This window comes from Streptomyces sp. 71268 (genome assembly GCF_029392895.1).
GTDB lineage: Bacteria > Actinomycetota > Actinomycetes > Streptomycetales > Streptomycetaceae > Streptomyces.
This window is the reverse complement of record NZ_CP114200.1, coordinates 1,135,673-1,148,830: the sequence shown is the minus strand read 5'-3', so window position 1 is coordinate 1,148,830 and position 13,158 is coordinate 1,135,673. Positions and strand designations below refer to the sequence as shown.

Genomic DNA, 13,158 nt, shown 5'->3' with positions numbered 1-13,158 from the left:
ACGTGCCGGTCCAGCCCGATGTGTCGGCCCAGCCCGCGCCGGCCGCTCCCGCCCGTCCCGCCCAGACGGCGACCCGTAAACACACCGCGCTGCCCAAGGCCCGCACGCTCATCGAGGCGCTGCCGTGGCTGACCCGGCACCACGGGAAGTGCGTCGTCATCAAGTTCGGCGGCAACGCCATGGTCGACGACGACCTCAAGGCCGCCTTCGCCCAGGACGTCGTCTTCCTGCGCCACGCCGGGCTGCGCCCGGTCGTCGTGCACGGCGGCGGACCGCAGATCAGCGCCCAACTCGACCGGCTGGGCCTGGAGTCCACCTTCGCGGCCGGCCTGCGGGTCACCACCCCCGAGGCGATGGACGTCGTACGGATGGTGCTGGCCGGCCAGGTGCAGCGGGAGCTGGTCGGGCTGCTCAACCAGCACGGTCCGCTGGCCGTCGGCATGACCGGCGAGGACGCGCACACCATGACCGCCACCAAGCGTTACGCCCGGGTGGACGGAGAGCCGGTCGACCTCGGTCGGGTCGGCCACATCACCCACATCGAGGTGGGCGCCATCCAGGCGCTGCTCGACGACGGCCGCATCCCGGTGATCTCCTCGATCGCGCGCAGCGGCGACGCGGCCGACGGCCCGGCCGGCGGCGTCTTCAACGTCAACGCCGACACCGCCGCCGCCGCGCTGGCCGCCGCCCTCGGCGCCGAGACGCTGATGGTGCTCACCGACGTCGAGGGGCTGTACGCGGACTGGCCGCACAGCGACGAGGTGATCAGCCAGCTCACCGCGTCCCAACTGGAGAAGCTGCTGCCCGATCTGGCCAGCGGCATGGTGCCCAAGATGGAGGGCTGCCTGACCGCCGTACGCGGGGGAGTGACCACCGCGCGCGTCATCGACGGCCGGGTGCCGCACTCCATCCTGCTGGAGATCTTCACCGACGAGGGAATCGGCACCATGGTCGTGCCGGACGAGGAGCAGACGTGAACAACTCCGTACTGGCCAAGCGCTGGCAGGCCGCGCTGATGGACAACTACGGCGCTCCGCGCGTGCCGCTGGTGCGCGGTCAGGGCGCCACGGTGTGGGACGCCGACGGCACGCGGTACCTGGACCTCGTCGGCGGCATCGCGGTCAACGCCCTCGGCCACGCCCACCCGGCCGTCGTGCGCGCCGTCTCCGACCAGATCGCCACCCTCGGCCACGTCTCCAACCTCTTCGTCGCCGAACCCCCGGTCGCCCTGGCCGAGCGCCTGCTGCGCCTCTTCGGCTCCGAGCGGGCGGGCCGCGTCTTCTTCGCCAACTCGGGAGCCGAGGCCGTCGAGGCCGCCTTCAAGATCGGCCGGCGCACCGGGCGCACCCACATGGTCGCCACCACCGGCGGCTTCCACGGCCGCACCATGGGCGCCCTGGCCCTGACCGGGCAGCCCGCCAAGCAAGAACCGTTTCTGCCGCTGCCCGGCACGGTCACCCACGTGCCGTACGGGGACGTCGACGCGCTGCGCGCGGCCGTCACCACCGACACCGCGCTGGTCATCGTCGAGCCGGTGCAGGGCGAGATGGGCGTGATCGTGCCGCCGGCCGGCTACCTGGCCGCGGCCCGCGAGATCACCCGGGCCACCGGCACCCTGCTGGTGGTGGACGAGGTGCAGACCGGCATCGGCCGCACCGGGCACTGGTTCGCCAGCCGGGCCCAGGACGTCGAGCCGGACGTCGTCACGCTGGCCAAGGGGCTCGGCGGCGGCCTGCCGATCGGCGCCACCCTCGCCTTCGGCCCGGCGGCCGAACTCCTCACGCCGGGCCAGCACGGCACCACCTTTGGCGGCAACCCCGTGGCCTGCGCCGCGGCCCTGGCCGTACTGGAGACCATCGAGGCCGACGGGGTGCTGGACCACGTGCGGAGCGTGGGGCGGCGGCTGCGCGAGGGAATCGAGGCGCTGGACCACCCGGGCGTCGCCCAGGTCCGTGGCGCGGGCCTGCTGCTGGGTATCGTGCTGCACGAGCCGCTCGCGCAGCGGGTGCAGCAGGCGGCTCAGGACGCCGGGTTCCTGGTGAACGCGGTCGCGCCGGACGTGATCCGGCTCGCGCCGCCGCTCATCGTCACGGCCGAGGAGATCGACACGTTCCTTGGGGCGCTGCCCGCCGTCCTCGACGGGGTACCCGCGCCGCATGGGGCCAGCGCGCCCGATGGGGAACGACGATCCGGAGACTGACAGACGATGACCGAGGCGCAGGACAACGAGGTGAACGGCGGGGAGCACACGCCCACCGGGCCGGCCGTGCCGCAGACCCGTACCGCCCGCCACCGCCGGATCGTGGACATCCTGGGCCGGCACCCGGTCCGCTCGCAGAGCCAGCTCGCCAAGCTGCTCGCCGACGACGGGCTGACCGTCACGCAGGCGACGCTCTCCCGGGACCTGGACGAGCTGGGCGCGGTGAAGATCCGCAACACCGGCGGTGAGCTGATCTACGCGGTGCCCAGCGAGGGCGGCGACCGTACGCCACGGGCCCCGCTCGGCGAGTCGGCGAGCGAGGGGCGGATGGCCCGGCTCGCGGGCGAGCTGCTGATCTCGGCGGAGGCGTCGGCCAACCTCGTGGTGTTGCGCACCCCGCCGGGCGCGGCCCAGTTCCTGGCTTCGGCCATCGACACCGCCGAGGTGCACGACATCATCGGCACCATCGCGGGGGACGACACGCTGCTGCTGATCAGCCGTGACCCGCAGGGCGGCCAGGCTCTGGCCGACCACCTGATGCGGCTGGCCCAGCGCGCCCGCTGACCCGCTCGCACCCCACGCCACCTGCCCATCGCGCGCCGACGACCGGCGCGGTGGGCAGGTGGCGTGGACCCGTTGGTGGTTCTCGACACCCCGGGGGCGCGGCGGTAGCGTGATTCCGCTTCTGTACCGGGTCAGCGCGTCGGCCGCCCCGTGGCCCTACGCGGCGCGCTGTCTTCGCACATGCCTGTCCACACCACCGAGCCCGTTCCCGTGCCACGCGCACGCGCGGAGCACTGGGGGAGACATGCCGGAAGGCGCAGCGCCCGCAGCCCCGTCCCCGCTCGACACGATCCGCACGCTGCACACGCTCGGCCCGGCCGGCACCAACCTGGAGGCCGCCGCCCGGCAGTGGCTGGACCGCCGTGGCCTCGCGGACCGTGGCACCGTCACCCTGCACCCCTCGCTGGAGTCCGCGCTCGACGGCCTCCCGCGCACCGGGGCGCACGCGCTGGTCGCCTGCGCCGTCTACCCGCGGCTCCACACCCTGGTCTTCGGTAACCTGCGCACCTGTCGCATGGTCGACAGCTTCCTCATGCCGACCCACGAGATGGTGCTGGCCGTCTCGGCCGCCGCGCCCGAGAAGCCGCGCACGGTGGCCACCCACCCGGCTCCGGCCGGCCTCGTGCCGCCCTACTGCGAACCGCGCCCGGCGCTGAGCAACGCGCAGGCCGCCATCGACTGCGCCGACGGCCGGGCCGACGCGTGCGTCACCACGGTGGTCGCGGCCCGCGCCCACGGCCTGCGGGTCGTGCACAGCTTCGGCGCCGTGCCGATGGTCTTCACCGTCCACCAGGTGATCGAGGTCGCGCCATGAGCGCCGCGCCGCACCCCGCCGACGCCCAACTTCTCGCGACGGCACGGGGTTTGACCCGCACCCTGATCCCGCGCGTCGACGCCTTCCGCGCGCGCCAGCGGGACGACGGCACCATCGCGGCCCCCGACGAGCGGGACGCGCGGGCGCTGCGGGGGCTGGCCGCGCAGGCGGCAAGCTGGTTCGCCGGGCACGGGCGGGAACACCAGGCCGACGCGCTGCGGGCGGACGTCGCCGACTGGCTGGCCGCGGGGTTGGACACCCCGCCGCACTTCGCCCGCTCCCGGGACGCCGTGGTGGCGCCGGCCGACGGTGACTGGGCGGCCTTCCTGGCCCCGATCCGGACCACGAACAGCGTGCCGCCGGTGGGCCAGCGGATGGAGTTCTTCCTGGTCCGACGCGAGGAGCCGCGCGCCCTGGAAACCGTGGCCGCCCGCTACCCGCACCCGAAGAACACCTCGCAGGCCACCGCGCTGCTCGCCGGCAGCGCCGGCTTCGCCCATGGCAACTGCATCGTCTTCTTCCCCGAGAACGTCGCCACCCACGACCGGGTCAGCGCGCAGGCGTACGCCATCTTCACCTTCAGCAAGTTCCGCAGGATCCACGAGACCTACGCGCTGCCCGCCGCCGAGGCCGTCCTCACCCCCGAGTCGGTGCCGCGCGCCTCCAGCGGCCTGCGCCCCGAGACCTGCTACCAGGCCCGCTCGCTCTGGGGCTACCTGCACGACTACTTCCACCACCAGGGCGCCTGGCCGCTGGACCAGCACCTGGCGGTCAAGATGAACTGGTTCGTGGGCCTCCTTGAGGAACTCAAGGTGGACTGCCAGACCGCGCTGGCCTGCGCCGCGGGCGGCGTGCCGTACGCCGACAAGCAGATCGCCATGATCGTCCTTGAGCGGATGTTCCGTTACCCGCTGGCCGACGACGCCGTACGCAACTTCGACGCCGGCACCGGCGTCCTGCTCTTCTCCTGGCTGCGCGCGAACGGCGCCCTCACCGAACGGGGCGAGCGGCTGCACCTCGACCCGCGCCGGCTGCTGCCGGCACTGGCGGAACTGGCCTCGGCCATCACGCGGTTGGAGGAGGGCGTGGCGACGCCCGCCGCCTACCGGGCCGAGGCCCGCGCGTTCGTACGGCGGTTCCTGCCGGCCGGCGAAGCGGGCGACCGCTACCGTTTCACCGCCGACCAGCAGGTTCTGCGCCGGGCCCACCACCGACTCGCCGCCCTTCCGCCGCTCAGCTTCGCACCGGGAGAGAGATGACTCCTTCGCCCCAGCCGCACCGGGCCACGCTGAGCCGGGACCACATGGAGACGGCCGTGCGGCGGTACTTCGACGCCTGCAACACCGTGGACCGCGAGCTGTTCGGGCGGGTCCTGGCCGAGGACGTCGTGCACTACCTCGCGGTCGGCATGGGCGGACCCATCGTCGGCATCGACCCGGTGGTCGAGCGCTGGGGCGCCGACGTGGCGGCCAACTCCTCCTCCTGGGTCGTGGACGGCGTCTTCGCCGACGAGCGCACCCGCACGGCCGTCTGCGAGTGGACCAGCTTCAAGCCGGGACTCGGCACCGTGCTGCGCGGCGTGGAGGTCTACCGCTTCGACGACGCCGGCCTCATCGACGAGGTCCGCATCTACTACGCGTCCCGCCGCGACGAGGCGGTCCCCGCCAACGAGCTGGAGGGCTACCCGTACGCCGAGCGGGGGTTCGCCACGTGAGCGGGGCCGCACCGGCCGAGCCCACCGCGTCCCCCGAGCCCTTCGACGAGCGCGACGGCGTCATCTGGCTGGACGGCGCGTTCGTCCCCTGGCGGGCCGCGCGGCTGCACGTACTCAGCCACGGCCTGCACTACGCCACCAGCGTCTTCGAGGGCGAACGCGTCTACGACGGCGTGGTGTTCAAGCTCCACGAGCACAGCGAGCGGCTGTGCGCGTCGGCCCGCGAGCTGGGCTTCGAACTGCCCTGGAGCGCCACGGAACTGGACCGCGCCACCCGCGCCCTGGTACGCGCCCAACACCTGCGCGACGCCTACGTGCGGCCACTGGCCTGGTGCGGCACCGAGACGATGAGCGTCTCGCCGCGCGGCGCCCGGGTGCACGTCGCGATCGCGGCCTGGCCCTGGCCGCACGTCTTCGCCCCCGACGCCCGGCTCCGCGGCGTCCGCCTGGCCACCGCCCGCTGGCGCCGCCCACCCCCGGACACTGCCCCGGTACGGGCCAAGGGCGCCGCCACGTACGCCACCGGCGCCCTCGCCCGGCAGGCCGCCGAACGCGCCGGCTACGACGACGCGCTGCTGCTCGACCACCGCGGGCTGCTCGCCGAGGCGACCGGCGTCAACCTCTTCCTCGTCATCGACGGCGACCTGCACACCCCCGTGCCCGACTGCTTCCTGGACGGCATCACCCGCCGCACCGTCATCGCCGCCGCCAGGCGCCTCGGCGTCCGGGTGCACGAGCGCCCCATCGCGCCGGCCGAACTCGACCGCGCCAGCGAGGTGTTCCTCACCGGCACCGCGTATGAGGTACAGCCCGTCCGCGCGATCGACGACCGCGCGTTCCCGGTCGGCGGGCTCGGCGCGGTCCTGCTGCGGGACTACCGGGACACGGTGGCTGCCGCCACGGCGAGCGCGGACCGGTGAGCGCGACCGAGCCCGCGCGGGGCCCGGACCCGCCCGCGCGGGGCGAGGGCCGGCCGCCGCCGCGCCCACCGGCGCCGACGGCGGATCGGCGCGCCGCCTATCGGGCCGGCGCCCGGGCCGCGCTCCCCTTCACCGTGGCCATCTTCGCCTTCGGCATCTCCTTCGGCGTGCTCGCCAAGGGCTCGGGCTTCACCGCGCTGGCCGCGACCACCATGTCCGGGCTGGTGTTCGTGGGCTCCTCCCAGTTCGCCGCCGTGTCCGTGCTGGCGGGCGGCGGTGGCTGGGTGGCCGCCGCCGTCGCCGGCACCCTGCTCAACCTGCGCTACCTCGTCATGGGCTTCGCCATCCTGCCCGCGCTGCGCGGCGGCCGCGCCCGGCGCGCGGTGGAGGCGCAGTTGGTGATCGAGGAGTCCTGGGCCATCGCCAGCGACGCCGACGGCCGCTTCGACCGGGTGCGCCTGCTCTCCTCCGGCGCCGTGCTCTGGCTCGGCTGGGTGGCCGGCACCCTGGCCGGCGCGCTCGGCCCGATCACGGCCGTGGACATCACGCGCTACGGCCTGGACGCCGTGTCCCCGGTCCTGTTCTTCCTGCTCCTCGCCCCGCACCTGGGCACCGACGGCCGCCCGGGGCGGCGCGCCGCGGCCCTCGCGGCGACCGGCAGCGCCCTGGCCCTGACCGCCGTCGGGCTGCCCGACACCGCCATCGCCGCGGCCTGCCTCATCGCGCTGGCCGCCACCTGGAGGGCCCGTTGACCGACCCGACCTGGCTCGTCCTGGCCGCCCTGGTGGCGACGACCTTCCTCCTCAAGGGCGCCGGCGCGCTGGTCATGGGGGACAGGGCGCTGCCCACCTGGTTCCCGCGCTTCGTGGAGTACCTCACGCCGGCCCTGCTCGCCGTGCTGGTCATCACCCAACTCCTGGGCGCCCAGGGCGGCGACGGACTCACCCTCGACGCCCGGGTCACCGGCTTCGCCGCGGCCCTGGTCGCCTGGCGGCTCAGGGCCCCGGTGCCGCTGGTGATCCTCGTCGCGGCGGCGGCCACGGCGGCCGCCCGCGCCCTGACCTAGCGCCGCCGGGCCCGGCGCCGGCCCGTCCGGCGCCCTGGTCCGACACCCGGCCCGGCTCAGCCCGACTCCGCGTGGGCCGCGCCCGCACCGGGCTGGCCGGGCATCTCCATCGTCGCGTACACCTCGGCGGCCTCGCGCTGGTAGCGCTGCGCCGCGCGCGAGTTGCGCCCCTGGAGCAGCTCGCCGGCCAGGTCGAGGGCGCGGGCCAGGCCGGGGCGGCAGCCCGTCTCCCGGTGGATGAGCACGGCGTGCTCCACCGCCTCCCGCGCCTTCGCGTGGTGGCGCAACGCCCCGCGCACGGCGGCCAGCTCCGTCAGCGCCTCGCCCTCCGCCACGCGCAACCCCACCTGCCGGGCCACGGTCAGCGCGGTGTGCGCGTGGGACATCGCCTCGCGGTAGGTGCCCCGGCTCCGATAGGCGGCGGCGAGGCCGGTACGGGCGGCCACCTCGGCGCGGCGGCAGTCGGCCGCGGTCGCCAGGCGCAGCGCCTGCTCGTGCCGGTCGATCGCGCCGGGAATGTCGTCCATGGTCAGCAGCGCCGCGCCGAGGGTGTTGAGCGCGTCGGGTTCGACCAGCCTGCGGTGGGTGCGCTGCGTGGTGTGCAGGGCGTCCGACGCGTGCTTGACGGCCATCCGCGGGTCGCCCGCGTCCCGACACAGCAGCGCCAGGCAGCACAGCACGCCCTCGCCGGCGTACGTGGACGGCAGCCGATCGGCCTCCGCGAGCGCGCTCCGGAGTATCCGGCCGGCCTCCGCGAACCGTCCCAGGCCGTGCAGCGTGGCGCCGAGCCCCCACAGCGGCAGCAGCGCCGCGTGCGGATCGCTGGAGCCCTGGCCCAGGCCGTGCCCCTCGGAGAAGTACGCGTGCGCCCGCGCGTAGTGGCCCCGGTCCAGGCAGGCGAAGCCGAGCAGGGCCAGCGCCCAGATCTCCCCGGCCGGCTCCGCCACCGCGCGGTAGACCTCAAGCGCCCGCAGCCCGTGCTGGTGCGCGGCGTCCAACTCGCCCCGCTCCCGGCTGGAGGCGGCGAGCCCGAGCAGCGCCCCGCCCTTCTCGGCCAGCAGCCCGGCCTCCTCGTACAACCGCTCGGCCTGCGCGCTGTGCCACAGCGCCGCCTCGTGCTGGGCCAGTTCCCAGTGCACGTATCCCAGGCTCCAGTGCATGACTGCCCGCCCGTAGCCGTCCCGGTCGGCGTCGGCGGCGCGCAGCCCGGCGTCGGCGGCCCGCAGCCAGTCCGTGCGCTGTCCATGTGCCATCAGATAGCCGTGCAGGACCAGCGAGATCCGCCAGGCGATCACGTACGGGCCGTGCTCGGCGGTGTGCTCGACGCAGGCCAGCAGGTTGCCCCGCTCGGTCTCCAACCAGGCCAGGGCCGCGTGCTTGTCCGCGAACGACAGCGGCGCCGCCAGCGGGTCGTCGGGCGGGGGCGGTGGCTCGGCGAACCACGAGTAGAACGTCCCGTACAGCCGTTGGGCGGCGCTGTCGGCGGTGGCCAGGTACCAGGTGAACAGCCGCCCGGCGGCGGCCTCGCGCTCCTTGGGGTCGGCGGCGCCGAGCGCCTTCTCGCGGCCGTGCAGCCGCAGCAACTCGTGCAGGTGGAAGCGGCCGGGGCGGAAGGATTCCAGCAGGCTCCTGGCGCACAGCCGGTCCAGCCGCCTGGCGACCTCCCGTTCCGGCAGCCCGGCCAGCACGGCCGCGGCGCGGGTGGAGAACTCGGCGCCCGGCATCAGGCCCAGGAGCCGGAACAGCCGCTGGTCCGCCTCGGGCAGCGCCTGGTACGACAGGTCGAATGGGGCCCGTACCGCCGTCTCCCACTCCTCGCCCGTGGACAGCTCCGCCAGCCGGTCACCCTCGCGCAGGTCGGCGGCTAGGTCGGCGACGCCGCGCCCCCGGCTGCCCAGCAGGTTGGCCGCGGCGATGCGCACGGCCAGCGGCAGGTGGCCGCAGAGCCGGGTCACCTCGGCGGCGGCCTCGGGCTCCTCGCGCACCCGCTCCCAGCCGATGACGCGGGCCAGCAGCGCGAGCGACTCCTCCTCCTGGAAGGCGCCGAGGTCGATGTGGTGCGCGTCGTGGAAGGCGGTCAGGCCGCGCAGGTCGTTGCGGCTGGTGACCACGACGCAGCAGGTGGGGGAGGCGGGCAGCAGCGGCCGTACCTGTTCCAGGGCGGCGGCGTCGTCCAGCAGGACCAGGACCCGCTTCCCGGCCAGCAGCGACCGGTACAGCGCGCCCTTCTCGTCCGCCTGCTCCGGCAGGTGCCCCGGCGGCACCCCCAGGGCGCGCAACAACTGGCCCAGCGCCTCGTCGGGCGCCAGCGGCGCGCCCGGCGCGTAGCCGCGCAGGCTCACGTAGAGCTGTCCATCGGGGAACTGGTCGGCCACCCGGTGCATCCAGTGCACGGCCAGCGCCGTCTTGCCCACGCCGGCCATCCCGGAGACCGAGGAGATCACCAGCGTCTGTTCGGCCGCCTGGGCCCGTACGGCGAGTTGGGCGTCCAGCTCCCGCAGCCGCTCCGCGCGCCCGGTGAAGCCGGCCACGTCGAGGGGGAGTTGGCGCGGTACGGGGGCCGGCGCGACCGGCGCCGCGGGCTCGCCGGCCGGTTCCGCCGCGGGCCCGGGCGTGGGGCCCGCCGGGTCGAGGTCGAGCGCCGGGTCCGCGTTCAGGACCCGCTGGTGCAGTTCGCGCAGCGCCCGGCCCGGCTGGATGCCCAGCTCCACGTCCAGGACCCGCCGCACGTCCCGGTAGGCGGCGAGCGCGTCGGCCTGCCGGCCCGCCCGGTACAGCGCGAGGACGAGTTGGGCGCGCGGACGCTCCCGCAGCGGCTGTTCCTCGACCAGCGTGCCGAGCGCGTCGATGGCCTCCTCGTCGCGGCCGAGCGCGAGCAGCGCGTCCACCCGCTCCTCCCGGGCCACCACCCGCATCTCGGTCAGCCGCTCCGCCTCGGCGAGCGCGAAGCCTCGGTCGCGCACCCCGTCCAGGGGCGGGCCCGACCACAGCGCCAGGGCCGCGTCCCAGTGCGCGACGGCCCGCGCGGCGTCGCCTTCGGCGAACGCGGCCCGCGCCCGCTGCGCCAGGCGCAGGAACCACAGCGCGTCCACGTCCCGCTCGGCCAGGTGCAGCGCGTAGTTGGTGTTGCTCCGGCCACCCGAACTCACCAGGACACGAAAGCCGTCCCTGGCCCGCCGCCCGGGCTCCAGGATGCGCCGCAGGTGCAGGATGTGGGTGCGCAGCGTGGTGATCGCGCCGCCCGGCGCGGCCCCCTCCCACAGCGCGTCCACGATCCGCGAGGTGCTCACCGCCCGCCCGCCCGCGAGCGCGAGCAGGGCGAGCAGCGCGCACTGCTGCGGCCCGAGGCTGACCTCGCGCCCGTCGACGTCGACGCCCACCGGTCCGAGCAGCCGCAGGCGTACCGTCGCGCTCCCCGCCGTGTTCGCTGCTCCCCCCGGAGGGTGGCTCACCCGGCTCCTCTCCCCTGCCCGTAGCCGTGTGTGGGTGGGACGCGGTCAGCGGGCGCCCCGGTTGCCGCGCACGGCCGCCCACTCGGCGCGCGCCGGTCGTCCGGTCGCGCGCCCGGGGCGGCCTTGTCTCAGGCGGGCCCGGCCGCGAAGTGGCTGATCTTCCCGTCGGTGAGGGTGAACGTCCACGCGGAGGAGAGGTCGCCCCAGATGTCGTTGTGGTAGCGGGCCCGCAGCGACAGCCCGTCCGGTGACTCCCACTCGACGTCCATGCTCGGGTGCGAGGTGAAGATCTCCCGCTCGGCCCACTCGACGAGGTTGTGCTCCTTCTCGTCGTCGGTCATGGACGCGTCGGGCGTGAGCGTGGCCCACAGGGCGTCGCGGTCGCAGGCGTTGACGGCCGCCACGAAGGCGCGCACCGCGGGCTGGGACAGCGTGTCGTTGAGGCTCATGGAATCGGGGCCTTTCCTGGTGCTCCTGCTGCCGGTCGGCGCGCCCCGGTGCGGGACACGCGGCAGGTCGACGTAGGGGGTCCGCCCGACCGGCGAACCGCGGGTTGGCGGCCGCCGGGGGCGGTGGGTCGGTGGCTCAGGTTCGTGGGGGCAGGTCGGACGGGTGGGACAGGTGGGACGGATCAGGTCTGCCGGGGCGGCGTTGGGGCGCCAGGCCGTGGCCGCGTCGGGTCGGCTCGTACGCCGGTTACGACGGGGGCCGGTCGACACGTCGACGTGTCGGTACGGCGCGCGCGGCGCGACGACGGCCGGGCCGGGCGCGGGGGAGGGCCGTCAGCCGGCGGGGGCGGTCGCGCCGTCGGCGCCGGGCGGGCCCGTGACCCCGCTGAGCGCCTTGGCCAGGGCGTGCGTGTCCTCGAAGAGGCGATACCCGACGATCTGCCCGTCGCGTACGGTCACATGGGCCGCGAACGGCGTGGCCAGCGTCGCGCCGGTGGCCTTCACGGTGTCCGTGAGGTGGCCGATGATCACGCCGTGGTCGCCCTCGACCACGGTGTGCGTGACGGTGAAGTCCTGCGGCGCCAGGTACTCGTGCAGCAGTCGGAAGAACTCGGCGACCTCGGCGCGCGAGGACCGCCGGCCCGACCAGGGGGCCGCGCCCGAGGCCGGGGCGTCCCAGTCCACGTCCTCGGAGAACAGCGCCACCGCGCCGTCCAGGTCACGGGCTCGGATCTTGGCCAGATAGGCGTCGATGGTGGCGCGGGTGCTCTCTGTGGACATGTGTCAGCTCCTTACGCACGCGCTCGTCGGCGTGCTCCAGGCTCGCACTCTTCCCCCGATACCGCGACACCTTGCCACAACTTGGCGCCCGGCGTGGCCCACACGCGCGGGCCAACTGGCATTCGGCACCCACCCTGTTGGGCGCCTGCCCCACCCTGTCGGGAGCCGGGCCGCGCCGGGCGGGGAGACGGGCGGCGCCCCGCGCCCGGTGGATCGCGCCGACGCGGCGGAGGGGCGAAATCCGTTGTGCCCGGCGGCACTTCGCCTCCTACGCTGCCCGGATGCGCACCTTCGACACCGCCACGCCCGCCCACGCCGACCTCGCCCCGCTCGCCGAACACCCTTGGGCGCGCGGCACGCACCGGGACGCGACGGCCCACCTCGTCCGCCTCGGCTGGACGCCCTGCGGCGTCGGCGACTGGGCGGTGGGCCTGCGTTCGCCGAGCGGCCACCTGGCCGCCCGCGTGTGCCCCTTCGACCCGGCGTACGCGGCCTTCCTCGACCTGTGCCGCCGCTGCGACGGCAACCCCTACCTGCCGCGCGTCGAGCGGGCCGAAGCGCTGGACGGCGGCGGCACGATGACCGTCATGGAGTTCCTGCGACCGGTGGAGGCACCGGTGGCCGACGCGGTGCAGCGCCAGTGGCACGCGCGCCCGACCTCCGTACCGGCCTCCACCCGACACGCGCGGAGCGAACCCGCCGACGACGCCGCGAAGGCACCGACCCCCGGCGCCGACGCGCCCGCGACCGTCGAGACGGCTTCCGCGACGGCCGGCCCCGGCACGGCCGGTCCCGCGACAGGCGATCCCGTGGAAGCGGGTCCCGTAGGAGCGGGCCCCGTGGTGGCGGACGACCCCGACTTCGCCGCCGTGCACCGCGCCGCGTGCGACGTCAACGCCGCCTACCGGGCGTCCATGCCCTGGTGGGACGGCATCGACCTGAACGCGGGGAACGTGCGCCGCGCCCTGGACGGCCGTCTGACGCTGATCGACATCTTCTGCATGGACGGCGCCTCCCTGTACGCCCAGGTGCTCGCCGACTCCCGCGTGGTGCGCGAGCGGATGGGCGAGGAGCACACCCGCCACCTGCTCGACATCCCCTTCATCGCCCGTGAGAGCACGCCGGAGGAGATCGACGCGCTGCGGCGGGCGTGGGAGCGCTGATCGGCGGAGCCGCGTACGTGTACAACACCGGTGGGC

General features: G+C 75.2%; 13 protein-coding genes. 10 read left to right on the top strand and 3 right to left on the bottom strand.

All coding sequences use genetic code 11. From position 1 onward, the window contains the following. Window positions 1-20: 20 nt before the first annotated feature. The 9 genes from argB to OYE22_RS04290 all read left to right on the top strand — a co-directional run bounded on the left by argB (window position 21) and on the right by OYE22_RS04290 (window position 7,278). Window positions 21-977 (top strand): acetylglutamate kinase, encoded by a 957-nt coding sequence (gene argB / locus OYE22_RS04330; protein ID WP_277323975.1) that lies wholly within the window; start codon window positions 21-23, stop codon window positions 975-977. Continuing rightward, window positions 974-2,200, top strand: a complete 1,227-nt coding sequence (locus OYE22_RS04325; RefSeq protein WP_277319163.1) for an acetylornithine transaminase — start codon at window positions 974-976, stop codon at window positions 2,198-2,200. The genes argB and OYE22_RS04325 overlap by 4 nt, the downstream gene beginning before the upstream one ends. A gap of 6 nt (window positions 2,201-2,206) precedes the next feature. Further along, the gene (locus tag OYE22_RS04320) at window positions 2,207-2,764 is read left to right on the top strand and encodes an arginine repressor (protein ID WP_277319162.1); all 558 of its coding nucleotides are present in this window, start codon (window positions 2,207-2,209) and stop codon (window positions 2,762-2,764) included. Window positions 2,765-3,008: 244 nt separating this feature from the next. Then, the gene (locus OYE22_RS04315; protein ID WP_277319161.1) at window positions 3,009-3,578 is read left to right on the top strand and encodes a bacilysin biosynthesis protein BacA; all 570 of its coding nucleotides are present in this window, start codon (window positions 3,009-3,011) and stop codon (window positions 3,576-3,578) included. After that, window positions 3,575-4,837 carry a DUF6421 family protein gene (locus tag OYE22_RS04310; protein WP_277319160.1) on the top strand — a complete coding sequence of 421 codons (1,263 nt, stop codon included), beginning with the start codon at window positions 3,575-3,577 and terminating at the stop codon, window positions 4,835-4,837. Before OYE22_RS04315 ends, OYE22_RS04310 begins: the two co-directional genes overlap by 4 nt. After that, window positions 4,834-5,292: a nuclear transport factor 2 family protein gene (locus OYE22_RS04305; RefSeq protein WP_277319159.1), complete on the top strand. Its 459-nt coding sequence runs from the start codon at window positions 4,834-4,836 to the stop codon at window positions 5,290-5,292. The genes OYE22_RS04310 and OYE22_RS04305 overlap by 4 nt, the downstream gene beginning before the upstream one ends. Next, complete coding sequence (locus OYE22_RS04300) at window positions 5,289-6,212, top strand: branched-chain amino acid aminotransferase (protein WP_277319158.1); 924 nt, start codon at window positions 5,289-5,291, stop codon at window positions 6,210-6,212. Before OYE22_RS04305 ends, OYE22_RS04300 begins: the two co-directional genes overlap by 4 nt. After that, complete coding sequence (locus OYE22_RS04295) at window positions 6,209-6,964, top strand: AzlC family ABC transporter permease (RefSeq protein ID WP_277319157.1); 756 nt, start codon at window positions 6,209-6,211, stop codon at window positions 6,962-6,964. Before OYE22_RS04300 ends, OYE22_RS04295 begins: the two co-directional genes overlap by 4 nt. After that, window positions 6,961-7,278 (top strand): AzlD domain-containing protein, encoded by a 318-nt coding sequence (locus tag OYE22_RS04290; RefSeq protein ID WP_277319156.1) that lies wholly within the window; start codon window positions 6,961-6,963, stop codon window positions 7,276-7,278. Before OYE22_RS04295 ends, OYE22_RS04290 begins: the two co-directional genes overlap by 4 nt. A 56-nt stretch (window positions 7,279-7,334) precedes the next feature. Here the strand turns inward: OYE22_RS04290 and OYE22_RS04285 are convergent, their stop codons facing one another. The 3 genes from OYE22_RS04285 to OYE22_RS04275 all read right to left on the bottom strand — a co-directional run bounded on the left by OYE22_RS04285 (window position 7,335) and on the right by OYE22_RS04275 (window position 11,959). Further along, window positions 7,335-10,730, bottom strand: a complete 3,396-nt coding sequence (locus OYE22_RS04285) for a BTAD domain-containing putative transcriptional regulator (protein ID WP_277319155.1) — start codon at window positions 10,728-10,730, stop codon at window positions 7,335-7,337. A gap of 128 nt (window positions 10,731-10,858) precedes the next feature. Next, window positions 10,859-11,179, bottom strand: a complete 321-nt coding sequence (locus tag OYE22_RS04280; RefSeq protein WP_277319154.1) for a nuclear transport factor 2 family protein — start codon at window positions 11,177-11,179, stop codon at window positions 10,859-10,861. Between the two features lie 333 nt (window positions 11,180-11,512). Then, window positions 11,513-11,959: a nuclear transport factor 2 family protein gene (locus tag OYE22_RS04275; RefSeq protein WP_277319153.1), complete on the bottom strand. Its 447-nt coding sequence runs from the start codon at window positions 11,957-11,959 to the stop codon at window positions 11,513-11,515. 281 nt (window positions 11,960-12,240) lie between these two features. Here OYE22_RS04275 and OYE22_RS04270 point away from each other — a divergent pair, with 281 nt between their 5' ends. Continuing rightward, window positions 12,241-13,122: a hypothetical protein gene (locus tag OYE22_RS04270; RefSeq protein WP_277319152.1), complete on the top strand. Its 882-nt coding sequence runs from the start codon at window positions 12,241-12,243 to the stop codon at window positions 13,120-13,122. The last annotated feature ends 36 nt before the right edge of the window (window positions 13,123-13,158 follow it).

Bases quoted from the DNA above. Each gene is read 5' to 3' on its own strand.
- OYE22_RS04320 (WP_277319162.1), top strand. From the start codon at position 2,207: ATGACCGAGGCGCAGGACAACGAGGTGAACGGCGGGGAGCACACGCCC.
- OYE22_RS04315 (WP_277319161.1), top strand. From the start codon at position 3,009: ATGCCGGAAGGCGCAGCGCCCGCAGCCCCGTCCCCGCTCGACACGATC.
- OYE22_RS04310 (WP_277319160.1), top strand. From the start codon at position 3,575: ATGAGCGCCGCGCCGCACCCCGCCGACGCCCAACTTCTCGCGACGGCA.
- OYE22_RS04305 (WP_277319159.1), top strand. From the start codon at position 4,834: ATGACTCCTTCGCCCCAGCCGCACCGGGCCACGCTGAGCCGGGACCAC.
- OYE22_RS04280 (WP_277319154.1), bottom strand. From the start codon at position 11,179: ATGAGCCTCAACGACACGCTGTCCCAGCCCGCGGTGCGCGCCTTCGTG.
- OYE22_RS04275 (WP_277319153.1), bottom strand. From the start codon at position 11,959: ATGTCCACAGAGAGCACCCGCGCCACCATCGACGCCTATCTGGCCAAG.
- OYE22_RS04270 (WP_277319152.1), top strand. From the start codon at position 12,241: ATGCGCACCTTCGACACCGCCACGCCCGCCCACGCCGACCTCGCCCCG.